This window comes from Serratia sp. PL7 (genome assembly GCF_945957435.1).
In genome coordinates this window covers 152,024-175,986 of the sequence record NZ_CAMFLB010000004.1, presented here as the reverse complement: position 1 = coordinate 175,986, position 23,963 = coordinate 152,024, and the positions used below count along the sequence as shown (strand labels likewise).

Genomic DNA, 23,963 nt, shown 5'->3' with positions numbered 1-23,963 from the left:
TCACAGCTTCCGTGTCGCGATGGAGACGGAGAAGAAACCGCCCTGGCGCAGGTTGTCCATGACCGCCACCAGCCGCTCGACCGCCACGCCCTTGTCGCTGTTGACGATGATGGTGGTGGTCTGGTTGGCCTGCTGCTGTTGCTTGAGCGTAGTGACCAACGCGCCGAGCGCGATCGGCTGGCCATCCAGCTGCAGCTGTTCGTCGGCCCCCAGCGTGATAATCGCTTTCTTCTGCGGTTTCAGCTGCTGCGCACTGCCGGCGGACGGCAGTTGCGTTTTCAGCCCGAGCGCCGGAATGACGTTCAGGCTAATCAAGACGAAAAACACCAATAAAAACATCATCACGTCGATCATCGGGATCAGTTCGATGTGCGCTTTGTTCTTTTTCGGTTCGTTCCAGTTACGCATGACACTCCCTCCCAAAAGCGAAGCAGCCAATATAGGAGGGGTATGTTTACCTTTTGTTACGCTTGTGTGATCTTATTTTCACAGTGTGGTTTTTTTTGCGAGAATTTTTTCAATGGCAGGCGATAACGGAGAAGATATAACTTATTAATTAGCGATAGTTTTTATTGGAATAATTGCGATTCGGGCATTTCAGAGAGCCAAAGCCAGAGAGGATAATGTGAGAATAGTGACAGCCCAAACGGTCACTACAACAAGACCTCAAGCCCGTGCTTGCGTACGATCGAAAGCAGCTTAAGCGACACGCCGCCCGGCCGCTTCACCCCCGTCTCCCATTTCTGTATGGTCGACACGCTGGTATTCAGATAACGGGCAAAAACCGGTTGGCTTAAACATAGCTGCTCGCGCAACGCTTTGATCTCCTGGGGCTGCAATCCAACGCCCCCTACGATTACGATACAATTCAGCAAATCGAATAAGTAGTTTCCGTATAGAGAAAGGCAGTTCTGTTGAGTAGACTGTCACCGGACGATAAGCAAAAGGGAATTGAGTCATGGCAAAAGGTGCGAAGGAAATCGCCCAAGAGATGGCGAACGCTGTAAATTCAAAAAGTAATTTCTTTGGCGGTTTCATCGAAGGGGCTATCTCCTTTCCCGTCGATATAGGATACCTGGCATATGATTTTATCAATACAGATAACCGCTCTATAAATCGATATGACACAGAAAGAATGCTTCGCCTCATTAAAGCTGGACTTGCTAACCAACACTCACTGACCAAAATCGTTAAACTTGTCGTTGACGAATATCTGAAAAAAGTCGATGTAGATAAAGTCAAAAGATGGGTTGAAAAAGGATCCGGGAAAATTGCAGGCAGGTTTGTAAGCAATCAGGTTCTGATGGTTAACTTAGGGGCGGTGCTTTCCGAACGGGTGGTTATTCGCCTCGCAACAGGTTATGCCCTAACGTCACTGCTGACCCTCGGAGCTATGAACTCAAGAGCAATCCATACCTCACGCCAGTTACGACAGCGAAACCCTGAAATTTACGATAACTTAAGGCGTGCGGGAAATTTGGATCTCTTATATTTTCTGGTAGAACCCAAAACAAAGCCATTTGAACAAGCGATAGAGATTTGGCGAAAAAACAGAGGCGAGTTTGACCGCATTACCGAGCTATTTTTTGAAAAGGTGTCGAAATGAAGGTTTTTTCAGTGCTCATATCAAGAGTCATCATAGGGATTAGCTATGCCGTCATCACCATGACCTTGCTATGCATCGCCTATTTCACGCTGCTCTCCGACTCTTCATATCATATTGTTTATGCGATTTTTTCTTGCATTGGGTTTGTTCTGGCCTACTTCATCTATTATATAGCCATGAAGTTCCATGATGGCGTTTAGAGCAAGCGTAGAGCGTTCTACAAACTGCGCCTACGCTCAATTGAGTCCCTATCAAAACTGCATAAAAAAAGACGCCCGCAGGCGCCTTCTTGGTATTTTCACTGAGACCGGAAGGCTTTCAGTTCACTTTCACCGGCATACCGGAACGGGCCTTGATCGCCGCGTCCACTTCGCTCTGGTTAACACCGGCGTCCATCAACACTTTGCCGACCGGCGCGGAGATGGTCAGCGGCACCGGATCCTTGGATTGCAGCTGCTCTTCGTTGGCCGACAGTGGGTTGTGCACTTCCACGTAGCGCGAACCGTCCGGTTCGACGGTGGCTTTCATCGGTTCGTTGATGAACTGCACGCGGGTGCCGACCGGCACTTTCTCGAACAGGTACTTGATGTCGTCGGCGCGCAGACGCACGCAGCCGTGGCTCACGCGCAGGCCGATGCCGAAGTTGGCGTTGGTGCCGTGGATGGCATACAGGCGGCCAACATACAGCGCATACAGCCCCATCGGGTTGTCCGGGCCGGCCGGGAACACCGCAGGCAGGATTTCGCCGTCAGCCGCGTATTCGGCGCGCATTTTGGCGGTCGGCGTCCAGGTTGGGCCGTCTTTCTTGCGCTGCACGGTGGTGGTCCAGTTCAGCGGGGTGTCTTTACCCAGCTGGCCGATGCCGATCGGCAGCACCACGACGGTGTTGGAACCTTTCGGGTAGTAGTACAGACGCATTTCGGCGCTGTTGATGATGATGCCTTCACGCGGCGCGTCCGGCAGGATCAGCTGTTGCGGGATGGTCAGGGTGCTGCCGGCCTTCGGCAGGAACGGATCCACGCCCGGGTTGGCCTCCAGCATGTTGCTCAGCCCCATCTGATACTGGGCGGCGAAGCTCTCCAGCGGCAGTTTGCTGTCTTCCGGTACGGTGATTTGGATATTCTCGCCCACCAAACGGCTGTCTTTTGGCGGCAACGGGTAAACGACGGCGAAGGCAGCCTGGCTGAAAGCAACCAGTGCCGTAAACAGGGTTAATAACGCGCGAATGCTCATTTTCATCTTCGTGTTGGTCAAGGCCACTGGCGATTAGGGATATCGGTTTCTACGGCCACTTTACCCCGTTGAATTTCAGCCGACAGCCAACGGCGCTGCGGCCTGAAAAGCCAGGGGGGTTTGACCGGATGCGCATTATATGTGCACATCAATCAAAGTGTGAACCATTACCGATGTAATATCGCAATTTTTTGTAACCTGACGCGCCACGAAGGCGATTTTTTGCGAGAACCGCCGCCTAACTGGCGGCGGCCAACGCTTCCCCCCGCCGAATGGGGATCAGATATTCACAGCGGATCGCCGCGCCGCCGAGCGGGCAACAGCCCTCCTGCGCCGGGTAGAAACGCTCGATATCCTGCCCCGGCCGGCGGATGGCGCTCATCTGCGGCATGGCAGTGTCATACAATCGGACAATAAAGTTTTGTAACCCTTCCGCCTGCCCCTGATAGGTGAAACGGGCATACTCTCCCTGTTCGATAGTCACCCGCTCCCCCATCGCCCCTTCGTCCGGCAAAGCGGCGGTATACGCCATACGCGGATAGCCCCGGCGTTGCCTGTCGACCTCCAGGCTGGTGAGGCCGTACACCACCTCCGGCAGCGCCTGCGGCCGCAGCAGTTGCCGCCAGGCATGGCGGCGCAGCTCGCACTTGGAGTCCGCCAACTGCCCCAGCGTGAAGCTGCGGCGCTGGGTGTTGCCCACCAGCTGCATGGCGGGCAGCGTCACGATGTCGGCCTGCGGCAACGGCGCTTCGGTCAGCCGCAGCGGCGGCTGCAGGCCATAGCTCGACCAATCCTGGCTGCGGCGATAGCTGGCCGGCGGCAAACCGAATTGCTTGCGGAAGCAGCGGGTGAAGGTCTGCTGTGAATCGAACTGGTAAGTATCGGCGATGCAGGCCACGCTGGTGCCGGTCAGGCGCAGTTCGCGCGCGGCGGCGGTCAGCCTTCTGCGGCGCGCGTAAGTGCCGAGAATATGGCCGGTATGCTGCTTGAATATCCGCTGCAAATGCCACTTGGAGTAGCCGGACTTGGCGGCAATGTCGTTCAGCGTCAGCGGCTGATCCAGGCTCTGCTCGATCCAGGCCAGCAGCTGTTCAATCACCTGTTGCTGGTGCATGGTATTCCCCTTATTTGCTCAGTAATGTCTGCGCCAGCATCTGGCCTGTGGCTTCATCGGTGGCCACCAGTATCGGATAACCCCAGAATTTGGCGCCGTATTCGGCGAATTCTTCCGCCGCCGCGCGTTTGGCGTCGTCCGGCTCCAGCATGATCATGCCTTTCACCCACTGCTTCAGCGCCTCGCGGTTATCGCGTTTCCACAGCGCCACCAGGGTGCGGGCATCGCGATCGTGCTCTTCACCTTCATCGCCGACGCTGCGGTCGGTCATCAAGACAAAGGGTTCGGCGCGCGCCAACAGCGCGCTGAATTCAGCCAGCTCGGCCTGGGTATCGCGCCCGTTTCGGCGCATCCACACCAGCGGAAAAGTGGCGGTATCGAGTGACATAATCAGTTTCCTCGCGAAAGGGTTTTAGGACTGGCGTTTACTTTATCGGCACCGACGCTAGACCACATTGCGCAATCAGGACATAATACTTTTCAATTCCGCCAAATTGAGAATTGTTCTCATGAAAGTACAGATCCCTCGCCGCAATCTCGATATCGATCAGGTGCCGCGCCCGCTGTTCGCCGTACAGAGTTCCACTATCGAACAGGACTGGGAAGTCGAGCCGCACCGTCATCAAAAGGCGCAGCTGATCTATACCGTGCGCGGCATGATCCGCTGCGAAGTGGAAAACGGCCTGTGGCTGGTGCCACCGCAGTGCGCGCTGTGGATGCCGGGCAACGTGTTGCACAACGCCCAAGGCGCCGGCTCAACGGAAGCTTACTGCCTGTTCGTCGATCAACACGTCGTCCCAGGCTTGCCGCAAAGCTGCTGCACGCTGTCGGTCTCGCCGCTGCTGCGCGAGCTGCTGCTGCAGGCCACCACCTTCGAGCCGCTCTATGACGAACAGGGCGCCGAAGGGCGCCTGACGGCGGTACTGCTGGATCAACTGGTGGCCGCGCCGATCGAGAATCTGCACCTGCCAGTATCAGACGACGCGCGCATCCGGCAGTTGACCGAAGGCATGCTGAGCTGCCCGGCGGACAAATCCACCCTCGGGCAGTGGGCGCAGCGCATCGGCATGAGCGAGCGCTCCCTCAGCCGCACCTTGCAACAGCAGATGGGCATGAGCTTCGGCCACTGGCGGCGCCAGCTGCACGTGATGCTGGCGCTGCAGCGCTTGACGCAGGGCGAGAGCGTACAGACGGTAGCGTTGGATCTGGGCTATGAAAGCGCCAGCGGCTTCGTCACCATGTTCAGAAAGGCGGTGGGCAAACCGCCGGCGCGTTATCTGGCGGAGCGCAACGCCTCCGGGCAACCCCTGGGCGGCGCGATCAGCATGTGAACGGCCGGCGTATGCCGGCCTGGCAAGAGGTGGATCAGAAGTCGTAGAACACCGTAATCCAGGTGGAGTCCGGCTCGTTGTCGCTGCTGTTGGCCAGCGTGCGCTCCACATACACCGACAGACCGTAACCAATGGTGGTGCCCGCGCCAAGGTAAACGTGGTTGGCGTGATACGCCTCGTCACCCTTCAGCCGCAGCGAGTCCGCCGCCACGTAAGGCTGGATCGATTTGAGGAACGGCTTGTCGATATTGAAGGTGTAACCAACAAAACCTTCCAGCCCGTAGCCGTCACCGGCGAAGAAGTGCGACAGTGTGCGCTGGCGGGTGCTCGGCACATAGTCTTTGTAATAGCTGGCGGTGCCGACGATGTACCAGTTGTTCGGCTGCCAGGTCAACGCGGTGCCGGACAGCTGCTGGTGATAATCCTTTTCGCTGTACAGATTGTCTTTGATCTTCGCATCGGTATAACTGTAGGCCGCGCTGAAGGTGAAGTCTTTCGTCACCTTGTAATCGAAGCCCAACCCACCTCCGCCCTTGCGGCGGTAAATCAGGTTATCCGCAGTGTGCAGATCGTCTTCCGGCAATAAATAGTTGGCATACAGCGTCACCGGCCCGAAATCATTGGTGTACTTGATGCTGTTTTTCGGTTTATTGCCGCCGTCGTAGTCGCCGGAAATACCGATACCGGTGCCGCCCGCATGGCCATCGTTATCCCAGACGTCGCTTTTGATGCCGACCACCGAATAATAGATGCCGTATTGATGGCCGTAGGTGAGGGTGCCGTAACGATCGTCCTTGAAACCGGCGTACAGCTGGCGCTGATAGTCGCGCTTGCCGTCTTCGTTATAGTGCCCGTCCCAGCTGAGCGCGTGCGCAAGATCCACGCCCCACTCGTAATAGCCGATGATCGAGGTGTCCTGCGTCAGCGCATAGTCGCCGCTGAAGCGAAAACGCGTGCCGCCGTCGTGGCCGTTTTTGTCATAGCCCGGCTCCGGGCCGTTATTGAAGATCCACTCGGGGCGAATGCTGCCGCCCACCTTTAAACTGAGCGGCGCCAGCAACACATTACTCTGCGGGTTTTTATCCAGAATGGTGATCTCGGCCTGTGCGCCGGCGGATAACGCCGACAGCAAGACGCCGCCAATGAATATTGGCGTTGTATTTTTTCTCATTATTACCCCTGCCCGAAAAAATTATTGTTATAAACACGGTGGTCTTAAGCCACGCGGAAATAATTACCCGATGTAAACAGCGCACGCAAGATATAAAAATTCACGTCATAATCTGCCATTATTCCAGGTTGGCTTTATTTTCAGCATAAACGTGTTCATCTGTAACGCGAAGAAAAACAATGTAATAACCGCAGCACGAAATAAACCAATCCGCATCTTTTATCCAAAATAACCCGGCGTGATTATCCGGGAATAAAGATAGCAAATAACAAATAAATATTATTGCCGCAGGTAAACCGTCACGCAGGGGAATTAACTAAAGGCGGGAAATAACGACGGAGCGCGTTGCGCGCTCCGGGAGAGAGAATTCACTACTGCGCCAGCCAGCCGCCGTCCATGTTCCAGGCAGCGCCGCGCACCTGCGCCGCCGCATCGCTGCACAGGAACAGCGCCAGCTCGCCGAGCTGCTCAGGCGTGACGAACGCTTGCGAAGGCTGCTTCTCCGCCAACAGCTCATCGCATGCCTGCTGCGGATCGGTCCCGGCGGCAATGCGTTTGTCGATCTGCTGCTGCACCAGCGGCGTCAGCACCCAGCCGGGGCAGATGGCGTTGCAGGTGACGGGCGTGCGCGCGGTCTCCAGCGCCAGCGTCTTGGTCAGCCCCACCACGCCGTGCTTGGCCGCCACATAGGCCGACTTGTCTTTCGACGCCACCAGCCCGTGCACCGACGCCACGTTGATGATGCGCCCCCAGTTGCGCTCGCGCATCCCCGGCAGCGCCAATCGGCAGGTGTGGAACACCGCCGACAGGTTGATGGCGAGAATGGCGTTCCATTTCTCCACCGGGAACTGATCCAGCGGCGCCACGTGCTGAATGCCGGCGTTGTTCACCAGAATATCCACGCCGCCGAACTCGCGTTCGGCATAGTGCATCATGTCCGCTATCTGGCCCGCATCGCCGAGATCGGCGCCGTGATACCCCGGCACGGCGCCCAGCTGCGCGACCTGCGCTTGCGCCTGCTCCACGTCGCCGAAGCCGTTGAGGATTACGCGTGCGCCGGCGGCGGCCAGCACGGATGCTATCCCGAGGCCGATGCCGCTGGTCGAGCCGGTCACCAGCGCGGTTTTGCCTTGTACACTCATGGTATCGCTCCTTTAAACAATGCCGGTCAGGTAGAACACGCCGATCACGAACAGCACCGCGGCGCTCTTGATCAGGGTGATGGCGAAGATGCCGCCATAGGCCTGCCGGTGGCTGAGGCCGGTGATCGCCAGCAGGGTGATCACCGCGCCGTTGTGCGGCAAGGTGTCCATGCCGCCGCTGGCCATCGAGGCCACCCGGTGCAGCACCTCCAGCGGAATGTGTGCCGCATGGGCGGCGGCGATAAAGCTGTCGGACATCGCCGCCAGCGCGATGCTCATGCCGCCGGAGGCCGAACCGGTGATGCCGGCCAGCAGGGTGACGCTGATCGCTTCGTTCAGCAGCGGGTTGGGGATTGCCGACAGCGCCTGCGACAGCACCAAAAAGCCCGGCAGCGCGGCGATCACCGCGCCGAAGCCGTATTCGGAGGCGGTGTTCATCGCCGCCAGAATTGCGCCGCCGACCGCCGTCTTGCTGCCTTCCGCCAGCCGGCCGCGAATATTGCGAAAGCCGAACACCACCACCAGCAGAATACCCGACACCAGCGCCGCTTCCACCGCCCAGATGGCGGTGATCTTCGCCACATCGGTGGTGATGGGCTTGGCCAGCCCCGGCAGCGTCAGCTCATGGCTGGCGCCGTACCACTGCGGGATCCAATGGGTGAAGCCAAGGTTGAATACCCCGACCAAAATCAGCGGCAGGATGGCGATCAGCGGGTTCGGCAGGTTGATGTCGTCCGGGGTTTCCGGCTCGTTCAGCAGATCGGTACCGTAACCCTCCCCCTTCAGCTGCGCCTTGCGCCGCTGGCGTTCAAGATACAGCAAACCGACCGCGATGATGAACAGCGAGCCGATCAGCCCCAGCCAGGGCGCAGCCCAGGCATTGGTGCCGAAGAAACTGGTCGGGATGATGTTTTGGATCTGCGGCGTGCCGGGCAAGGCGTCCATGGTGAAGGAGAAGGCGCCGAGCGCTACGGTGGCCGGGATCAGCCGCTTGGGGATGCCGCTCTGGCGGAACAGCTCGGCGGCGAACGGATAGACCGCGAACGCCACCACGAACAGCGACACCCCGCCGTAGGTCAACAGCGCGCACACCAGCACGATCACCGGAATGGCGTGGCGTCGGCCGAGAATACGGATCGCCGCCGCGACGATCGAACGGGAGAAGCCGGACAGCTCGATCAGCTTGCCGAACACCGCCCCCAGCAAGAACACCGGGAAGTAGAGCTTCACGAAGCCGACCATCTTTTCCATAAACAGCCCGGTGAAGGTCGGCGCCACCGCGCCGGGATCGGTCAACAGCACCGCGCCCAGCGCGGCGATCGGGGCGAACAAAATCACGCTGTAGCCGCGGTAGGCGGCCAGCATCAGTAATCCCAGTGCTGCCAGGGCAATCAAAACGCTCATCAGGCACCTCGCTATCGTTGTTATTGTCAGGTACAGCGTGCGAAATTACGGTTTCAGCGCAAAGCGCAGCTGATGCGCCCGTCGCCGTTGGATGCGTTCCCTGCGCGCTTCATCCCAAAGATAAAATCCCTGGCCGCTGCGCTGGCCGATATCGCCGCGCTGCAGCCGCTGTTCCACCAGCGCCATCATCTCGTCGCCGGTCGCCAGTTCCGGGAACAGGTGGCGGGCGATGTCCGCCACCGTCCCCAGCCCGGTCATGTCGGCGGCCTCCAGCGGGCCGACCATGGCGTAGCGCCGCCCCAGCGAGGCGCGCATCACCTGATCCACCACTTCAGCGCTGGCGATGCCGCTGTGGACGATGTGCAGCGCCTCGCGCAGCACCGCAAACTGCAGCCGGTTGCCGACAAACCCCGGCGCGGCGCGTTCCAGCAGCACCGCCTCCAGCGCCATCCCGCCGAGCAGCGCCTGCACCGCCGCCAGATGGCGCGGCTCGGTGGCGCGGCCGGGCACGATCTCCACCAGCGGGATCAGGTGCGGCGGGTGCCAGAAGTGGGCGATCAGCAGCCGCTGCGGATGGGTCATGCGCGCCGCCAGCTCGTCCGGCGGCAGGCCGCTGGTATTGCTGGCAATCACCGCGTCGTCGGCGATCAGCCCTTCCAACTGCTCATACAGCGCGTGCTTCAGCTCGAGCCGTTCCGGGATCGCCTCGATAAGCAGCCGGGCGTGCGCTACCGCGTTCAGATCGCCGGTCACGCGCAGCCGCGCCAGCGCCGCTTCGCGTTCGCCGCGATCAAACTGCCCGACGTCGCTCAGCTCGGCCAGAATGCCGCTCGCTACCGCCGGCGCTTCCTCCCGGCGCTGCGGATCCGGTTCATACAGCAGCACCTCATGGCCGTGGCGAATAAAGTGGGTGGCGATGCCCACCCCCATCAGTCCGGCGCCCAGTACCGCATAGTCAGATGACTGCATCGTGCCCTCCTCGGTTGTTTACGGGCGCTCTACCGCCAGCGCCACGCCCTGCCCGCCGCCGATGCACAGCATCGCCAGCCCCTTGTTCACCTCGCGGCGCTGCATTTCGTACAGCAGCGACACCAAAATGCGGCAGCCGGACGCGCCGATCGGATGCCCCAGCGCGATCGCTCCGCCGTTGACGTTCACCCGCTCCGCCTCCCAGCCCAGTTCTTTGCCCACCGCCAGCGCCTGCGCGGCGAAGGCTTCGTTGGCTTCGATCAGATCGACCTCCTCCAGCCGCCAACCGGCTTTTTCCAGGCAGCGGCGCGCGGCCGGCGCCGGGCCGATGCCCATGATCGCCGGATCGACGCCCGACGAGGCGTAACCGGCGATGCGCGCCAGCACCGGCAAACGCAGCGCTGCGGCTTTTTCCGCGCTCATCAGCAACACCACGGCGGCGCCGTCGTTGAGCGATGAGGCATTGCCGGCGGTCACCGTCCCCTCTTTGCGAAACGCCGGGCGCAGCCGCGCCAGCGCCTCCAGGCTGGTGTCGCGCGGCTGTTCGTCGCGCTCTACCCGCAGCGCTTCGCCCTTCGGCTGCGGCACCGTCACCGGCGTGATCTCCTGCGCGAAACGCCCGGCCTGCTGCGCCGCCTGCGCCTTCTGCTGCGAGCGCAGCGCGAACCTGTCTTGTTCTTCTCTGCTGATGGCGTATTTCTCCGCCAGGTTCTCGGCGGTGATGCCCATGTGGTAGTCGTTGAACGCGTCCCACAGGCCATCGTGGATCACGCTGTCCATCATCTGCGCGTGACCGAGGCGCAGGCCGGCGCGCGCACCGGCCATCAGGTAAGGCGACCGGCTCATGCTCTCCTGGCCACCGGCGATCACCGCATCGGCGTCACCGCTGCGGATCGCCTGCACCGCCAGATGCACCGCCTTCAAACCGGAGCCGCACACTTTGTTGATGGTCAGCGCCGGCGTCGTAAACGGCAGTCCGGCGTTCAGCGCGGTCTGGCGCGCCGGATTCTGCCCGCAGCCGGCGGTCAGCACCTGGCCGAGGATCACTTCATCGATCTGCTGCGGCGCCACGCCGCTTTGCGCCAGCAGCCCCTGCACCGCCGCCGTGCCCAGTTCCACCGCCGTCAGCGGCGCCAGCGCGCCGTGAAAACTGCCGACCGGCGTGCGCGTCGCCGCCACGATCACCACTTCACGTTGTTGCACATTCACCTCCCGTTTCAGAAACGCATTTCCGGCACTTGCTCCGGCACGATCAGCCGGCCGGCGGTTTTGGCGACAATCTCCGCCACGCTGACGCCGGGCGCGCGTTCGCGCAGCACGAAGGCGCCGTCTTCTATTTCCAGATAGGCCAGATCGGTCAATACTTTGCGGATGCAGTTGGCCCCGGTCAGCGGCAGCGTGCAGCGCGGCAGCAGCTTGGACTCGCCGCCCTTCGAGGCGTGGGTCATCACCACGATGATGTTCTCCGCCCCCGCCACCAGATCCATCGCGCCGCCCATGCCCTTGACCATCTTGCCGGGGATCATCCACGAGGCGATGTTGCCCTCGACGTCCACTTCAAACGCCCCCAGCACGGTCAGATCGACGTGGCCGCCGCGGATCATGGCGAACGACTGCGCCGAATCGAAGATCGACGCGCCGAGGCGCGCGGTGACCGTCTGCTTGCCGGCGTTGATCATGTCGGCGTCCAGCTGCTGCTCGGTCGGGAACTCGCCCATCCCCAGCAGGCCGTTTTCCGACTGCAGCATCACGTCCATGCCCGCCGGCACGTAGTTGGCCACCAGCGTCGGAATGCCGATGCCCAGGTTGACGTAGTAACCGTCCCTCAGCTCTTGCGCCACGCGCTGCGCCATTTGTTCACGGGTAAGCATGCGAATTCTCCTTATGCCCGCAGGGTGCGTTGTTCGATACGCTTCTCGAAGGTGCCCTGGATCAGCCGATCGACGTAAATGCCTGGGGTGTGGATCGCCGCCGGATCCAGCTCGCCCGGCGCGACGATCTCTTCCACTTCCACCACCGTGATACGCCCGGCGGTCGCCATCAGCGGATTGAAGTTCTGTGCGGTGTGGCGGTAGATGACGTTGCCGAAGTGATCGGCCTTCCAGCCTTTCACGATGGCGAAATCGCCGGTGATAGCGGTTTCCATGATGTAGGGGCGGCCGTTGAACTCGCGCACCTCTTTGCCTTCGGCGATCGGCGTGCCGTAACCGGTGGCGGTGAAGAATGCCGGGATACCGGCGCCGCCGGCGCGGATCTTCTCCGCCAGCGTGCCCTGCGGCGTGAGATCCACCTCCAGCTCGCCGCTGAGCGCCTGCTGCTCGAACAGCGCGTTTTCACCGACGTAAGATCCCACCACCTTGCGGATCTGATGGGTTTCCAGCAGCCGCCCGAGGCCGAACCCGTCGACGCCGCAGTTGTTGGAAACCACCGTCAACCCGCGCACGCCGCGCCGGCGGATCTCTTCGATCAGATTCTCCGGGATGCCGCACAGGCCAAAGCCGCCCGCCAGCACCGTCATGTTGTCCGTCAGGCCTGCCAGCGCTTCCTGGTAGCTGCCGACGCGTTTGTCGAGCCCTGCCATATCGTTGCCCCTGCATGTTGCGGCGCAGGGCGAAATGCCCTGGCTTACGTGAGGGCATCTTCAGGTCACAAAAATGATTTGTTAATTTTGTTTTTATGCCGCATTCATTTAGAATTTTTATTAATCACCCGTTAACCGACAATTAACAAAGAGTTAACGCCAACCAAAATGAAAATGAGCATCAAACAGTTACGTGCGTTTTTAGCGGTAGCTCACACTCTGAATTTCGCCCAGGCCAGCGAGCGGCTGAATATTTCTCAGCCGGCGCTCAGCCTGGCGATCCGTGGGCTGGAAGACGCGCTGGGCGGGCCGCTGCTGCTGCGCACCACCCGCCGGGTGACGCTGACGCCGGAGGGGGAAACCTTCTTCCCGATGGCGCGCCAGCTGCTGGCGGATTGGGACAACGCGGAAGAGGCGATGCGTCAGCGCTTCACCCTGCAGATGGGCAAGGTGGCGATCGCCGCCATGCCGTCGTTCGCCGGCAACCCGCTGCCGCCGATCCTCAAGGCGTTTCGCGATCGCTATGCCGGCATCAACGTGGCGGTGCATGACGTCATCAACGAACAGGTGTTTGAAATGATCCGCGAAGGGCGGGTAGAGATGGGCATCGCCTTCGAGCCGGAGCCGAGCGACACCCTGCACTTCACCCCGCTGTGCCGCGATCGCTTTCTGGCGGTGGTGCCGAAGGATTCGGCGCTGGCGCGCAAGGCGCAGGTGAGCTGGAAGGAGCTGCTGACGCTGGATTTCATCACCCTGCAGCGGCCATCGGCGGTGCGGCTGCTGCTGGAGCAGGAGCTGGCCCGCAGCGGGCGAACGCTGGAGGTGGCGTTTGAAAGCCACCAGTTGGTGACGGTCGGGCGCATGGTGGCCAATGGCCTCGGTGCCAGCGCGGTGCCGGCGCTGTGCGAGAAACAGATGGATGAGCTGGGGGCGGTCTGCGTGCCGCTGATCGGCCCGATCATCGAACGGCGCGTGGGCCTGATCCGCCTGGCGCAGCACCAACTCTCTTCCGCCGCGCAGGCGCTGGCGACGGTGATCGAACGAGAAATGGCGGGGAGTGGCGGGCAGCCTGCGCTTAAACCGTAAACCCGACGTGCTTGCCGCCCGGCAGCTCAACGTCCAGGCGCAACGTGCCGCCCATCGCTTCCACGTAGCGTTTCAGGGTCGAAATCTTCAGTTCATTGCCGCGCCCTTCGATGGCCGCGACCGAAGGCTGGGAAATGCCCAGCGTTTTCGCCAATTCCTGTTGGGAAATATTCAGCGCTTCCCGCAGCTGGTGCAGGTGTGCTTCAAACAGCATCTCTTCGGCCATTTCCTCGATGCACCGGCGGCTCTCCGCGGTGCGGGAGGCCAGCAGTTGCTTTAAGGTGCTCATGGGTTACTCCTTGTAAACTCTTTCGTTGTCATTACCGTCCACATGGCATCGCCTGATTATAGATTACAATCTATGACAAGACGATAGACCGGAATATATAATTTTCTCCAGACCGCCATTGGCGTTTTGCCTGGCAACTCGAAAAAAAAGTAGTGATTGCCTTGCAGCTTGAACAGGGGATGCGACGAGAGACGGGAACAGCGGCATCAGTATCGGCCAGAGAAGAAAACATGCGGATTTGGCGAGGTAATAAAGCACGCAACCCGGCGTTTTTATTTTTGAATATATATAAAAGAAATAAAATCATTTTTCATATCAATCAATAGATTGCACCCAACATCCATTTGCCTTTCCATCTTGTGAGCGAACGCAAAAGATTGTGACAAAGTGGGTTAATCATGTCTGAACTTTCGCTATGGTGTTTTTTTCATGTTTTAACGGATTAAAACCATGGCCACAACTCAAGGAAACGCCAGAAAACTTACGGCCGGTGAAATCACATTGGCTAGGCTGCTCTACAAAAATGCTGTCGATTACTCCCGCGTTCGCGTCCATAACGGCAGCTATTTCCCCTTCGGCTTACAGCATGAAGATACGGCCGTAACACCAAATGGCACGCTCTATTTTATGCCCAAACACTTTCAAGAAGACTTTGCCACGGCAAACGCCTACGATCAGCATTGGTTTATCCATGAAATGGCGCATGTCTGGCAATATCAATTAGGCATGAACGTACGCCTGCGCGGGTTGGCTAGTTGGGCGGTTTCCTATCAGTATTCCTTGCCCAATTATCATCTTCTATCCGATTATGGAATGGAGGCACAGGCAAGTATCATTGCTGACTATTTCTACCTAACTAAATTCGGACGCAATGGCTTTCAAGTAATCACCAACTACAGCGGCATTATTGGGCCAGACATCAAAAAACGCTATGAATGGGTATTGCGAGCTTTCCTGAACAATCCAAAGAACCGGAACACCTTGTCATGATAAGACTTTATCTCTCGTTACTGTGCGCACTGCTACTGAACGGCTGTCAATCCACTCAACCCTGGTACCATCCGTTGGATGTCTCACTAAAAGACAACCAACCTTGCTTTGCAGTGCCTATCAACAGTGTTCGCAGCGGCGACAGCCTGCAAAACCGGGGAGTGATCGTCTCACGACAGGAACAACGGCAATGGCATATCGTCTGGACCTCACCAGAAGTCACTCCGTTGCCTGACCTGAAACCAGGGCAATGCGTCACTTATCCGCAGGTAAACTGGGCTGCGGGAGAATACTCGGTCTTGCTCGGCGTCTCGATGAATAACGATACGGAAAGGCGTAAATACATGAGAACCTTTACTTTGAGCATCGAGCGTAATGGAAAGACACTATTACGTAGCGATCATTAAGCTACCCATCGTTGTATTTTCAGATGATTCTCCGATCGAGAGCGTGAGCCAGAACCTGGCCTGCACCACCGGTCGCGAACAGGAGTGCGCCAAGATCGCGGTGAAGGGATACAGTCATTTTGCGGCAAGTACTGCGGCGGGGATTTGGGTAGGGAATGCAGGTGCAGGTCTTGCGATTGCAGCCTGTTCAATTGTGTTAGGTGCAGCAACAGCAGGAACAGGTGCGATCGTTTGTGGTATCGCTGGAGCCGCTATAGGCGGCGCAGCAGGATCCACACTGGGTGGCATGGGTTCCGATTATTTGACGACGTTAGTGGTAGGTGAATGATGAAATTTATCGTCATATCGTGTTTGATATTGCTGGTTTTAAGCGCCTTCATCCAGTTCATTGGTTACCGTCGCCATAAAAAAGAGTTTGATGCTTTCTATCAACGTTACGCTGGCAGCGGACATTTTATTCCGCCCTACGTCGCCTTTGCCGATAGCCTCGGCATGCTTGGAACCTCATTGAAAGCACAGTGGTTTCTTTGGATTCTGAAAAGGAAAAAAATAAAAATAAGGGATCAAGTTTGGCTCGATGCGAAAACCTACGATTTCGTGCAAAAAACCGCCTCTCCTGAGCTACAGAAGTGGCTGGCGATGGACTTTATACTTTTGCTCGTAGAAGCCATTATTACCACCGTGGGCTGTATTTTTATTTATCTCATCAAAATCAGCGTATAAAAATGATCAATTATATTGAGTCTTACATAAAAGAGATAAAACTCTTAGTGGTATTACTATTCTTTCTTTTCCTTCTTATCGCTATTATCCAATTTATTTACTATCGACTTCATAAAAAAGAGTTTGATCTCTTTTATCAACACTATGTGGTGAGTAAACACCCTGTTCCACTTTTTGTCGTGATAGCGGACAACCTTAACTTCATCGGTGTTTCACTAAAAGCCCAGTGGTTTCGTTGGATTTTGAACAACCGGAAATTAAAACTGACTCGCAACGTTTGGCTAAGTCCCAAAACCTACGATTTCGTTCGAGCAGCTTCATCACCAAGGTTAAAAAATTGGATCCGTAATGATTTCAGATTATTAATGTTACAAGGAGCACTCTTAATCATCATGTGTCTCCTGAACTATCTCCTGAAGTCGGTCTAATCCCCCTCCACCGCCTGCACCGCCGCCTTCTGCGTGGCGCGCTGATATAAGCACAGCTCCCTGCCCGGCTGGTTTTTCATAAACGGCTGCGGGTAGCGCCCACCGATAAACAGCGCCGAATAGCCGACGTCATCACCGTAGTGAACGATCGCCCCTTCCACCCTGGCGTTTTTTAGCCCGCTGGCTTTCAGGCAGGCGGCGCGCATCGCCCGCTCGCTCTCGGCCCACGCCTGTGGGGAAGACGCGGTGGCGTGGAACGCGGCCAGCGCGGCGATAAGCAGCCCTATTCTCTTCATCGTTATCTCTCCTTCTACGGCCCATCTCGCCAGTATAGACCGTGCCGACCCGGCCAGCCCGCCGCGCTCTTTACGGCATTTTTATTCCGCGCCCCGTTAACGTTACGGCGTTTTTACAGACAGTTTTTGCCGCCGCAGATACCCTTTTCACATCGCCGCTATGGCCTCACAAGAGAGTTGTCTCATGCGTTTATCCCTGCCTCTGGCCGTGACCGGTCTTCGTTCTGGAGCGCGCCATGCATGCTAATATCATCGGCTTCAATCCTCTGCTGGCGGAGCTGCCCGCATCGCCGACGCGCACCTTCCGCAAAGAGCTGGAACACTACCTGCAGCGCTATCCGGATACCGAACAGTTGGATATTTATCTGCACGATCTGAACGGCCAGCTGCGCGGCAAGCGCCTGCCGATCGCCGAAGCCTTTGGCCTGGAAAAAGGCTGCTACTTCCCGCTGTCGATCTACGCCCTGGATCTGCACGGCCGGGTGATTGAAGAAAGCGGGCTGGGGCAACGGGCGGGCGAGCCGGATCGGCTATGCCTGCCGGTGCCCGGCACGCTGCGCCCCTGCGCGCGCGATCCCGAACGCCACGCCCAGCTGCTGCTGACGATGCAAAACGCCGACGGCGGCGCCTGCGAGCTGGAGCCGCGCGTGGTGCTGCAACGGGTGCTGAAGCGCCTGCACGAGCGCAACTGCTTCCCGGTGGTGGCGGCCGAACTGGAGTTCTACCTGCAGGATCCGCAGCGCCCCGCCGAGGCGGAAGCCTGCCCGACGCAGAGCTTCGCGGTGGATGCGCCCAAGCGCCACCATGCGCTGCTGAGCGACATTGAACGGCACGCGCGGCTGCAGAGCCTGCCGCTGACCGGCGTGGTGGCCGAAGCCGCCTCCGGCCAATACGAGCTGAATCTGCATCACAGCCGGCGCGTGCTGGAAGCCTGCGACCAGATCATGGCGCTAAAGCGCCTGACGCGGCAGATTGCCGAGCAGCATCACCAGCACGCCTGCTTTATGGCCAAGCCCTGCGCCCACGCCGCCGGCAGCGGGCTACATTTCCATATCAGCTTGCAGGACGAGCACGGCGAGAACCTGCTGACCGGCGCGCCGGGCGAACTGAGCGATAACATGCAGCAGGCGATGGCGGGCATGCTGGCGCTGATGCCGGCATCGATGGCGATCCTGGCGCCCAACATCAACGCGTTCCGCCGCTTCCGCCCCGGCATGCACGTGCCGCTGCGCGCCTCCTGGGGCCACAACAACCGCACGGTGGCGCTGCGCCTGCCCTGCGCCGACAGCGCCAACCAGCGTATCGAATACCGCCTGGCCGGCGCCGACGCCAACCCTTATCTGGCGCTGGCGGTGATGCTCGGCGGCCTGTTGCACGGGCTGGAACACCCGCTGCCGCTGCCGCCCGCCGCCAACGGCTGCGAGAGCGATAACGCCGCGCCCTTGCCGCTCGGCCAGCAGGAGGCGCTGGCGCTGTTCCGCCACAGCGATCCGCTGCGTGAGCTGCTCGGCCCGGCGTTCTGTACCCTGTGGCACACCTGCAAAAGCGCCGAGCTGCGCCGCTTCGAGGAACAGGTCACCGCCGCCGAACTCGGCTGGATGCTGTAACCGACCTCCGATTCGTTAACCGAAGGATAATCATGAACATGCAACCGCAACGGGCGTCCGTGCAGCCGCTGCTCTGCTGGCGCAAAGGCGTTTTTCATATCAGCACCGATCGGCAGTTGTTGGATATCGACGCGATCCAGCGTTTCCTCAGCCTGCAGGATCGGGCGACGGCGGAGCGCCTGGTACACCACGGCCTGTGCTTCGGGCTATACCGCAAGCGCCACCTGCTCGGTTTCGCCCGCATGGTGACCGACTACGCCACCTTCGCCTCGGTGAGCGAACTGTTCGTCAGCGCCGAGTACCGCGGCGTCGGGCTGGGAAGCTGGCTGACGCGCTGCTGCCTTGCGCACCCGGCTTTGCGCGGCCTGCGCGTCACGCTGCCCGCTCTGCAAGCGCCCTGGCGCGCCGATGGTTCGGCGCACGCCCTGCGTGCCCTTCACTGATAAGGAGCCCCTCATGTCTCGTTTGGTGCTGATTTCCAACAAGCAGTGCGACGGCAAGGATCTGGCCTGCGCCGGCCAGACGCTGGCGGCCGACGCCGAACCGGGGCTGTGGCTCGGCTGGAACGGCGACGTGCAGAATTTCGCGCAGCGCCCGATCAGTTGCCGCCAACGTGCCGGTTATGATCAGGTGACCTTCCCGTTGTCGATCGAAGAGTTCCGCCGCCACTATCAGGGCTACTACCACGACGGCCTGTGGCCGGTGTTCCACAACCAGCCGGAGAAGGCGCACTTCACGCCGGAAAACTACCGCGCCTACCGGCAGCTGAACCGCCGTTTCGCCGATATCGCCTGCGAACACCTGTGCCCGGGCGACATCGTCTGCATCGACGACTACCAGCTGCTGCCCTGCGCGCAGGCGCTGAAGGAACAGGGGCTGCTGAACGCCTGCGCGTTCTTCTTCCACCTGCCGTTTCCGTCGGCGGCGCTGCTGCGGCGCATCCCGGAACATCGCCAGCTGATCGCGTCGCTGCTGTTCTACGATTTGATCGGTTTTACCACCACCGACGATCGCAACGCCTTTCTCAGCTGCCTGGCGGGCGAATTCCCGCTGGAGATGCTGCCCGACGATCAGATCCAGGCCAACGGGCATCTGTTCGCCACCGGCATTTTCCCCGCCGGCATCAACGGCAGGCAGGTTTATTAATGTTACGGCGCGCGGTATTCAGGCGCGCCGTTTTATTTCGCCGTGATTTATTTTCACCGTATTTACCGCCATCAAAATAGGTTATTTCACTTTCTGAATATAGCGATTAAAAAATAAATATTCATCCTGTTACATATCAACCGTAAAAACCCTACGCCGCCAATTGCTTTTTATCAGCAAAACACATTACCCTCTCCGGGCCATATTTAAACCGAGGAGGGCCTTATGGGCGATGAAAGTTTTAGTTTTATGCTAATGCTATTGGGCACCTTTCAGTAATGCCATCCACGTTGCATTCTGAAAGATACGGAATGCGGCAACCGCTCCCCTTCTGACGGCCTTTCCCGCTCTGCCTGCCCGCCCATCGCCCCGCTGCGAAAACAACGTCTGTCTCAACCGCTACAGCGGTATTTATCTGGTGTCGCCGGGCCTATTACCCGAGCGGCGACGGATTTCTTATGGGAAAAATAAGGTATTGCGTTATGCAAAATAACCGGGGTACATCTATTTTCAGAAAGTCTTATTTAAATGACTTTATCGTTATCGCCATCGGCGTTTTCTTCATTGCCTTTTTTATTCGCGCGTGGGGCGACATGCACGGCGACTTCAATGAACAAAACGTCTCTGCCATTAGTCTCGATGCCTGGAACCTGCTTTATTATTCGCTCAGAACCAGCATGCGTTTTCTCCTCGGCATGGCCTGGTCGCTGCTGTTTTCTGTGGTATTCGCCGTGCTGGCCGCGCGCTATGCGCCGCTGCGCCGGGTGATCCTGCCCTTCGTCAACTTTATGGAGTCGGTGCCGCTGGTGGGGTTCCTGACCTTCACGACCGTGTACTTTCTCAATCTCTACCCGCACAGCGTGATGGGGCTGGAGTGCACCGCCATCTTCGCGGTGTTTACCGGCCAGGCCTGGAACATGATGCTGACGCTGTATCAGACGCTGCGCATCGTGCCCAAGGAGCTGGATGAAGCCGCCCGCAGCTTCAATTACAACCCGTGGCAACGCTTCTGGCGGCTGGAATTCATCTATTCGGTGCCGGGCCTGCTGTGGAACGCCATGGTGTCGCAATCCGCCGCCTGGTTCGCCCTGGTGGCCTCCGAAGCCATTCCGGTCGGCGATCGCTCGGTCGAACTGCCCGGCGTCGGCTCCTATATCGCCGAAGCGCTGGCGCAGCAGAACGTGCCGGCGATCCTGTATGCGATCGTCGCGCTGGCCGCCAACATCGTGCTGCTCGATCAGCTGGTTTTCCGCCCGCTGGTGCGTTACACCGCCCGCTTCAAATACGAAGACGTCACCGCCAATCGCCCACTCGGCAATCCGTGGTTTTACAACAGCCTGGCCTTCTCGCACGTCGGCGCGGCGCTCGGCCGCACGCTGCGCGCGCTGGCTGACCTGTGGCTGTTCAAGCTGCCGCGGCTGTGGTACGCCCTCGGCCTGCACCGCCTGTTTCGCCTCGCCGCCAAAGGCAATTGGCTGTGGCGCAGCCTGTGGTATCTCGGCGTGGTGCTGGCCTGCGTCTGGTTCGGTTACCGGCTGTGGGAATACTTCCCCAAACAGTACTTCGCCATGCTGCCGGAATGGATGCTGCTCACCACCGCGCGCGTGGCCGCGGCCATGCTACTTAGCGTGGCTATCTTCACGCCGCTGGGGGTGTGGATCGGCATGAATCCACGGCTGGTGAAGATCTTCCAGCCGATCATCCAGATCCTGGCGGCCATTCCGCCCAACATTTTCTACCCGCTGATCGCCGCCTTTATCGCCATTTATCATCAGGATCTCGGCTGGTGGGCCATCCCGATGATCATGCTGGGCACCCAGTGGTACGTGTTGTTCAACGTGATCGCCGGCGTTTCCGCCATTCCGACGCAGATCACCGAGGTCAGCGAAACCTTCGGGCTGCGCCGTTTCCGCTGGTGGCGCTACTACATGCTGCCGGCAATTTTCCCCTACATCGTGACCGGCATCATCTCCGCCGCCGGCGGCGCCTGGAACAGCGCCATCGCCGCCGAAGTGATCCAGTGGGGCAGCACCACCCTCAGCGCCACCGGGCTGGGTGCGTTCATTTCCGTCGTCACCGACGCCGGTAAGAACCCGGAGTCTGCGCTGGGCTGCGCCGCCATGTGTGCGCTGGTGGCGCTGTGCATCATCTTCGTCTGGCAACCGCTGTATCGCATCGCGGAAACCAAATTCAAATATGACTGATCAAGGGGGAACAACATGCTGACTCAAGAGGTAATTATCAGCGCCCGCCGGCTGAACAAGACGTTTATCGGCGAAAACAAGCGCCCCACCCCCGTGCTGCGCGACGTGTCGCTGACCGTGCACGCCGGCGAGTTCGTCACCATTCTGGGGCAATCCGGTTCGGGTAAGTCCACGCTGCTGCGCATGCTGGCCGGGCTGATCCCGCCGGACAGCGGCACGCTCACCCTGGCGGGCAAACCGATCAATGGCCCGAGCGCGAACGCCGGCATGGTGTTTCAGTCCTACGCGCTCTATCCCTGGCTAACGGTGTACGACAACATCGCCTTCGGGCTGCTGGCGCAACGGCTGCCGCCGCAGACGATCGCCGAGCGGCTGGGGGCGCTGCTGCGCCTGGTGGGCCTGACCGGCTATGAGCACGCCTGGCCGCGCGAGCTCTCGGGCGGCATGCGCCAGCGCGTGGGCTTCGCCCGGGCGTTGGCGGTAGAGCCCGATGTCTTGCTGCTGGACGAGCCCTTCTCCGCCCTCGATATCTTTACCGCGCAAAAACTACGCAGCGATCTGCTGGCGCTGTGGGGAGACAACCGGCTGCGCACGCGCGCCATGGTGATGGTGACCCACGACGTCGAAGAGGCGGTGCTGATGTCCGATCGGGTGCTGATCCTGGACGCGACCAGCAAACGGATCGATGACGAATTCAGCGTCAATATCCCGCGTGCGGCGCGCAACCGGGAAAGCCTGCGGCACCTCACCGATCGGATCCGCAGCTGCCTATACAAAAAAATCGCGCAAGCGCAATCGGCCGGTTAACGGCCCTGTTTTCATCCACTTGGGGAACTGAAATGAACCATAAAAGCGTGCTGATGACGCTGATCATCCTGCTGCCGGCCGCCGCCGCCGGCGCGGAAATCATCAATAAAGACGGCAATAAACTGGATCTGTACGGCCAGCTGAACGGCGTGCATTACTTCAGCAGCGACGCCGACAATAACGGCGACCGCTCCTATACCCGCTTCGGTTTCAAAGGCGAGACGCAGATCGCCGACGGGCTGACAGGGTATGGCCAATGGGAATATCAGGCGGGGCTCGATCAGCCGGAAAGCGCCGGGCCGGGCAATAGCTATACCCGGCTGGGCTTCGCCGGGCTGACGTTCGGCCGCTGGGGCAGCCTGGACTACGGCCGCAACTACGGCCTGCTGTATGACGTGGCCGGCTGGACGGACGTGCTGCCTGAATTCGGCAACGACAGCTACGAAGCGGCCGACAACTTTATGACCGGCCGCGCCAACGGCCTGCTGACCTACCACAACCGCAGCCTGGGCGGCCTGGATCTCGGCCTGCAATATCAGGGGAAGAATCGGGGGGACGACGCTCAAAGGGCGAAGGATATCCAGACGCAAAACGGCGATGGCTACGCCTTTTCCGCCACCTACGACACCGGCGTGGGGCTCAACGTTGGCGGCGCCTACGCCAACTCTGCGCGCACGCTGGCGCAACAGCGCTTCGGCCTGGCTGACGGCGATCGCGCCCGGGCCTGGACCCTGGGGCTGAAATACGACCAGGACAACCTCTACCTGGCGGCCAGCTACGCGCGCACTGAGAACATGACCTACGTCGACGGCGATCGCTACGCCGGCTTCGCCCCCCGCGCGGACGCCGTCGAGGCGGTCGCGCAGTATCACTTCGATTCCGGCGTCACGCCCTCGGTAGCCTACCTGCAAACGCGCGGCCGTAACCTGCCCGGCATCGGCGACGCCGATCTGGTCAAATACCTGGATCTGGCGCTGAACTACAGCTTCAACGCCAATATGTCGACCTACGTGGAGTACAAGCTCAACCTGCTGCAACGGCAGAACGCCGTCGGCGCCGGCGCCGACGACATTGTCGAAACCGGCATCATGTATCAGTTCTGACCCGATACCGGCCGCAGCGCGCGCTGCGGCCGGTTCATTATTTGTCTTGCGCCCGCCCTGTTATTCTCTCGTTTAATTCAGGTTTATATTTCCATAAAATAACGCCTATATTCATTATCGCGCTTTCTGTTTACGCCCCGTTTAATGAATAAAGAAAATCTTTCCCGCATTCATATTAAATTACATTTTGCCGCCATAATTCGGCGTAACCACATTGAATCACAGGCTATGGCACGCGTATTATGGCCACACGAAAAATAACGGGGGAATGATATGGACGGCGACAGTTGGTTGTTTATTTTATTGTTGGAATCGCTGAGGTAACA

The 23,963-nt window shown here is 59.3% G+C and carries 26 protein-coding genes and 1 pseudogene; 13 read left to right on the top strand and 14 right to left on the bottom strand.

The features are described from left to right. Positions 1 to 408: an ExbD/TolR family protein gene (locus N6G83_RS21050; protein ID WP_049207797.1), complete on the bottom strand. Its 408-nt coding sequence runs from the start codon at positions 406 to 408 to the stop codon at positions 1 to 3. A 245-nt stretch (positions 409 to 653) separates the two neighbouring features. Then, positions 654 to 839: pseudogene (locus tag N6G83_RS21045) on the bottom strand (helix-turn-helix domain-containing protein); the annotation flags it as partial. A 119-nt stretch (positions 840 to 958) separates the two neighbouring features. On the opposite strand from N6G83_RS21045, the gene N6G83_RS21040 reads away from it, so the two are divergent. Beyond that, positions 959 to 1,606, top strand: a complete 648-nt coding sequence (locus N6G83_RS21040; RefSeq protein ID WP_038630178.1) for a hypothetical protein — start codon at positions 959 to 961, stop codon at positions 1,604 to 1,606. A gap of 318 nt (positions 1,607 to 1,924) precedes the next feature. On the opposite strand, the gene N6G83_RS21035 is transcribed toward N6G83_RS21040, so the two are convergent. From N6G83_RS21035 to N6G83_RS21025, 3 genes are all read right to left on the bottom strand, one after another. Beyond that, complete coding sequence (locus N6G83_RS21035; protein ID WP_038878352.1) at positions 1,925 to 2,845, bottom strand: L,D-transpeptidase family protein; 921 nt, start codon at positions 2,843 to 2,845, stop codon at positions 1,925 to 1,927. A 232-nt stretch (positions 2,846 to 3,077) separates the two neighbouring features. Then, positions 3,078 to 3,953 (bottom strand): helix-turn-helix domain-containing protein, encoded by an 876-nt coding sequence (locus N6G83_RS21030; RefSeq protein WP_127146467.1) that lies wholly within the window; start codon positions 3,951 to 3,953, stop codon positions 3,078 to 3,080. A 10-nt stretch (positions 3,954 to 3,963) separates the two neighbouring features. After that, positions 3,964 to 4,341 carry a hypothetical protein gene (locus N6G83_RS21025; RefSeq protein WP_260515904.1) on the bottom strand — a complete coding sequence of 126 codons (378 nt, stop codon included), beginning with the start codon at positions 4,339 to 4,341 and terminating at the stop codon, positions 3,964 to 3,966. Between the two features lie 121 nt (positions 4,342 to 4,462). Here N6G83_RS21025 and N6G83_RS21020 point away from each other — a divergent pair, with 121 nt between their 5' ends. Beyond that, on the top strand, positions 4,463 to 5,284 hold the full coding sequence (locus N6G83_RS21020) for an AraC family transcriptional regulator (RefSeq protein WP_025305157.1): 822 nt from the start codon (positions 4,463 to 4,465) through the stop codon (positions 5,282 to 5,284). Positions 5,285 to 5,318: 34 nt separating this feature from the next. On the opposite strand, the gene N6G83_RS21015 is transcribed toward N6G83_RS21020, so the two are convergent. From N6G83_RS21015 to N6G83_RS20985, 7 genes are all read right to left on the bottom strand, one after another. Continuing rightward, on the bottom strand, positions 5,319 to 6,455 hold the full coding sequence (locus tag N6G83_RS21015; protein WP_025305156.1) for a porin: 1,137 nt from the start codon (positions 6,453 to 6,455) through the stop codon (positions 5,319 to 5,321). Between the two features lie 371 nt (positions 6,456 to 6,826). Next, positions 6,827 to 7,597, bottom strand: coding sequence for a 3-hydroxybutyrate dehydrogenase (locus N6G83_RS21010; RefSeq protein ID WP_049294783.1), 771 nt, complete (start codon positions 7,595 to 7,597; stop codon positions 6,827 to 6,829). 12 nt (positions 7,598 to 7,609) lie between these two features. Continuing rightward, positions 7,610 to 9,004, bottom strand: coding sequence for a GntP family permease (locus tag N6G83_RS21005; RefSeq protein ID WP_197759250.1), 1,395 nt, complete (start codon positions 9,002 to 9,004; stop codon positions 7,610 to 7,612). Positions 9,005 to 9,046: 42 nt separating this feature from the next. Further along, positions 9,047 to 9,970: a 3-hydroxyacyl-CoA dehydrogenase family protein gene (locus N6G83_RS21000; protein ID WP_260515906.1), complete on the bottom strand. Its 924-nt coding sequence runs from the start codon at positions 9,968 to 9,970 to the stop codon at positions 9,047 to 9,049. 18 nt (positions 9,971 to 9,988) lie between these two features. Continuing rightward, positions 9,989 to 11,173, bottom strand: coding sequence for an acetyl-CoA C-acetyltransferase (locus N6G83_RS20995; protein ID WP_197837258.1), 1,185 nt, complete (start codon positions 11,171 to 11,173; stop codon positions 9,989 to 9,991). 14 nt (positions 11,174 to 11,187) lie between these two features. Then, entirely contained in the window at positions 11,188 to 11,841 is a 654-nt protein-coding gene (locus tag N6G83_RS20990; protein WP_019453268.1) for a CoA transferase subunit B, read from the bottom strand. A gap of 11 nt (positions 11,842 to 11,852) precedes the next feature. After that, entirely contained in the window at positions 11,853 to 12,551 is a 699-nt protein-coding gene (locus N6G83_RS20985) for a CoA transferase subunit A (RefSeq protein WP_004933280.1), read from the bottom strand. A 168-nt stretch (positions 12,552 to 12,719) separates the two neighbouring features. Here N6G83_RS20985 and N6G83_RS20980 point away from each other — a divergent pair, with 168 nt between their 5' ends. Beyond that, on the top strand, positions 12,720 to 13,637 hold the full coding sequence (locus N6G83_RS20980; protein ID WP_049272489.1) for a LysR family transcriptional regulator: 918 nt from the start codon (positions 12,720 to 12,722) through the stop codon (positions 13,635 to 13,637). Here N6G83_RS20980 and N6G83_RS20975 read toward each other — a convergent pair. Then, positions 13,627 to 13,926: a helix-turn-helix domain-containing protein gene (locus N6G83_RS20975; protein WP_025305149.1), complete on the bottom strand. Its 300-nt coding sequence runs from the start codon at positions 13,924 to 13,926 to the stop codon at positions 13,627 to 13,629. The genes N6G83_RS20980 and N6G83_RS20975 overlap by 11 nt on opposite strands. 450 nt (positions 13,927 to 14,376) lie before the next feature. Here N6G83_RS20975 and N6G83_RS20970 point away from each other — a divergent pair, with 450 nt between their 5' ends. Genes N6G83_RS20970 through N6G83_RS20955 form a run of 4 tightly spaced genes read left to right on the top strand, consistent with a single transcriptional unit; the run spans position 14,377 to position 16,046 of the window. Continuing rightward, a complete protein-coding gene (locus tag N6G83_RS20970) occupies positions 14,377 to 14,916 on the top strand; it encodes a hypothetical protein (protein WP_025305148.1) in 540 nt (179 codons plus the stop codon). Then, a complete protein-coding gene (locus N6G83_RS20965) occupies positions 14,913 to 15,323 on the top strand; it encodes a putative T6SS immunity periplasmic lipoprotein (protein ID WP_127146464.1) in 411 nt (136 codons plus the stop codon). The genes N6G83_RS20970 and N6G83_RS20965 overlap by 4 nt, the downstream gene beginning before the upstream one ends. After that, a complete protein-coding gene (locus N6G83_RS20960; protein ID WP_226905940.1) occupies positions 15,292 to 15,651 on the top strand; it encodes a hypothetical protein in 360 nt (119 codons plus the stop codon). Before N6G83_RS20965 ends, N6G83_RS20960 begins: the two co-directional genes overlap by 32 nt. Then, a complete protein-coding gene (locus N6G83_RS20955; protein ID WP_025305147.1) occupies positions 15,651 to 16,046 on the top strand; it encodes a hypothetical protein in 396 nt (131 codons plus the stop codon). Before N6G83_RS20960 ends, N6G83_RS20955 begins: the two co-directional genes overlap by 1 nt. Before the next feature lie 424 nt (positions 16,047 to 16,470). Here N6G83_RS20955 and N6G83_RS20950 read toward each other — a convergent pair whose 3' ends face one another. After that, on the bottom strand, positions 16,471 to 16,770 hold the full coding sequence (locus tag N6G83_RS20950; RefSeq protein ID WP_163966142.1) for a hypothetical protein: 300 nt from the start codon (positions 16,768 to 16,770) through the stop codon (positions 16,471 to 16,473). 236 nt (positions 16,771 to 17,006) lie between these two features. Between N6G83_RS20950 and N6G83_RS20945 the strand changes: the two genes are divergently transcribed. The 6 genes from N6G83_RS20945 to N6G83_RS20920 all read left to right on the top strand — a co-directional run bounded on the left by N6G83_RS20945 (position 17,007) and on the right by N6G83_RS20920 (position 23,637). After that, on the top strand, positions 17,007 to 18,377 hold the full coding sequence (locus N6G83_RS20945; protein WP_197837259.1) for a glutamine synthetase family protein: 1,371 nt from the start codon (positions 17,007 to 17,009) through the stop codon (positions 18,375 to 18,377). 32 nt (positions 18,378 to 18,409) lie between these two features. Further along, positions 18,410 to 18,820: a GNAT family N-acetyltransferase gene (locus N6G83_RS20940; RefSeq protein WP_049204561.1), complete on the top strand. Its 411-nt coding sequence runs from the start codon at positions 18,410 to 18,412 to the stop codon at positions 18,818 to 18,820. 13 nt (positions 18,821 to 18,833) lie between these two features. Next, positions 18,834 to 19,523 carry a trehalose-6-phosphate synthase gene (locus N6G83_RS20935; RefSeq protein WP_049207774.1) on the top strand — a complete coding sequence of 230 codons (690 nt, stop codon included), beginning with the start codon at positions 18,834 to 18,836 and terminating at the stop codon, positions 19,521 to 19,523. A gap of 482 nt (positions 19,524 to 20,005) precedes the next feature. Then, positions 20,006 to 21,727, top strand: a complete 1,722-nt coding sequence (locus N6G83_RS20930; protein WP_049294776.1) for an ABC transporter permease — start codon at positions 20,006 to 20,008, stop codon at positions 21,725 to 21,727. Positions 21,728 to 21,742: 15 nt separating this feature from the next. After that, positions 21,743 to 22,534, top strand: a complete 792-nt coding sequence (locus N6G83_RS20925; protein WP_025305140.1) for an ABC transporter ATP-binding protein — start codon at positions 21,743 to 21,745, stop codon at positions 22,532 to 22,534. Between the two features lie 32 nt (positions 22,535 to 22,566). Further along, complete coding sequence (locus N6G83_RS20920; RefSeq protein ID WP_060448211.1) at positions 22,567 to 23,637, top strand: porin; 1,071 nt, start codon at positions 22,567 to 22,569, stop codon at positions 23,635 to 23,637. Positions 23,638 to 23,963 lie beyond the last annotated feature (326 nt).

What these genes read in the sequence shown, in the direction of transcription:
- N6G83_RS21050 (WP_049207797.1), bottom strand. Translation starts at nt 408, where the DNA reads ATGCGTAACTGGAACGAACCGAAAAAGAACAAAGCGCACATCGAACTG.
- N6G83_RS21040 (WP_038630178.1), top strand. Translation starts at nt 959, where the DNA reads ATGGCAAAAGGTGCGAAGGAAATCGCCCAAGAGATGGCGAACGCTGTA.
- N6G83_RS21035 (WP_038878352.1), bottom strand. Translation starts at nt 2,845, where the DNA reads ATGAAAATGAGCATTCGCGCGTTATTAACCCTGTTTACGGCACTGGTT.
- N6G83_RS21030 (WP_127146467.1), bottom strand. Translation starts at nt 3,953, where the DNA reads ATGCACCAGCAACAGGTGATTGAACAGCTGCTGGCCTGGATCGAGCAG.
- N6G83_RS21025 (WP_260515904.1), bottom strand. Translation starts at nt 4,341, where the DNA reads ATGTCACTCGATACCGCCACTTTTCCGCTGGTGTGGATGCGCCGAAAC.
- N6G83_RS21020 (WP_025305157.1), top strand. Translation starts at nt 4,463, where the DNA reads ATGAAAGTACAGATCCCTCGCCGCAATCTCGATATCGATCAGGTGCCG.
- N6G83_RS21015 (WP_025305156.1), bottom strand. Translation starts at nt 6,455, where the DNA reads ATGAGAAAAAATACAACGCCAATATTCATTGGCGGCGTCTTGCTGTCG.
- N6G83_RS21010 (WP_049294783.1), bottom strand. Translation starts at nt 7,597, where the DNA reads ATGAGTGTACAAGGCAAAACCGCGCTGGTGACCGGCTCGACCAGCGGC.
- N6G83_RS21000 (WP_260515906.1), bottom strand. Translation starts at nt 9,970, where the DNA reads ATGCAGTCATCTGACTATGCGGTACTGGGCGCCGGACTGATGGGGGTG.
- N6G83_RS20990 (WP_019453268.1), bottom strand. Translation starts at nt 11,841, where the DNA reads ATGCTTACCCGTGAACAAATGGCGCAGCGCGTGGCGCAAGAGCTGAGG.
- N6G83_RS20985 (WP_004933280.1), bottom strand. Translation starts at nt 12,551, where the DNA reads ATGGCAGGGCTCGACAAACGCGTCGGCAGCTACCAGGAAGCGCTGGCA.
- N6G83_RS20980 (WP_049272489.1), top strand. Translation starts at nt 12,720, where the DNA reads ATGAAAATGAGCATCAAACAGTTACGTGCGTTTTTAGCGGTAGCTCAC.
- N6G83_RS20975 (WP_025305149.1), bottom strand. Translation starts at nt 13,926, where the DNA reads ATGAGCACCTTAAAGCAACTGCTGGCCTCCCGCACCGCGGAGAGCCGC.
- N6G83_RS20970 (WP_025305148.1), top strand. Translation starts at nt 14,377, where the DNA reads ATGGCCACAACTCAAGGAAACGCCAGAAAACTTACGGCCGGTGAAATC.
- N6G83_RS20965 (WP_127146464.1), top strand. Translation starts at nt 14,913, where the DNA reads ATGATAAGACTTTATCTCTCGTTACTGTGCGCACTGCTACTGAACGGC.
- N6G83_RS20960 (WP_226905940.1), top strand. Translation starts at nt 15,292, where the DNA reads ATGGAAAGACACTATTACGTAGCGATCATTAAGCTACCCATCGTTGTA.
- N6G83_RS20955 (WP_025305147.1), top strand. Translation starts at nt 15,651, where the DNA reads ATGAAATTTATCGTCATATCGTGTTTGATATTGCTGGTTTTAAGCGCC.
- N6G83_RS20950 (WP_163966142.1), bottom strand. Translation starts at nt 16,770, where the DNA reads ATGAAGAGAATAGGGCTGCTTATCGCCGCGCTGGCCGCGTTCCACGCC.
- N6G83_RS20945 (WP_197837259.1), top strand. Translation starts at nt 17,007, where the DNA reads ATGCATGCTAATATCATCGGCTTCAATCCTCTGCTGGCGGAGCTGCCC.
- N6G83_RS20940 (WP_049204561.1), top strand. Translation starts at nt 18,410, where the DNA reads ATGAACATGCAACCGCAACGGGCGTCCGTGCAGCCGCTGCTCTGCTGG.
- N6G83_RS20935 (WP_049207774.1), top strand. Translation starts at nt 18,834, where the DNA reads ATGTCTCGTTTGGTGCTGATTTCCAACAAGCAGTGCGACGGCAAGGAT.
- N6G83_RS20930 (WP_049294776.1), top strand. Translation starts at nt 20,006, where the DNA reads ATGCAAAATAACCGGGGTACATCTATTTTCAGAAAGTCTTATTTAAAT.
- N6G83_RS20925 (WP_025305140.1), top strand. Translation starts at nt 21,743, where the DNA reads ATGCTGACTCAAGAGGTAATTATCAGCGCCCGCCGGCTGAACAAGACG.
- N6G83_RS20920 (WP_060448211.1), top strand. Translation starts at nt 22,567, where the DNA reads ATGAACCATAAAAGCGTGCTGATGACGCTGATCATCCTGCTGCCGGCC.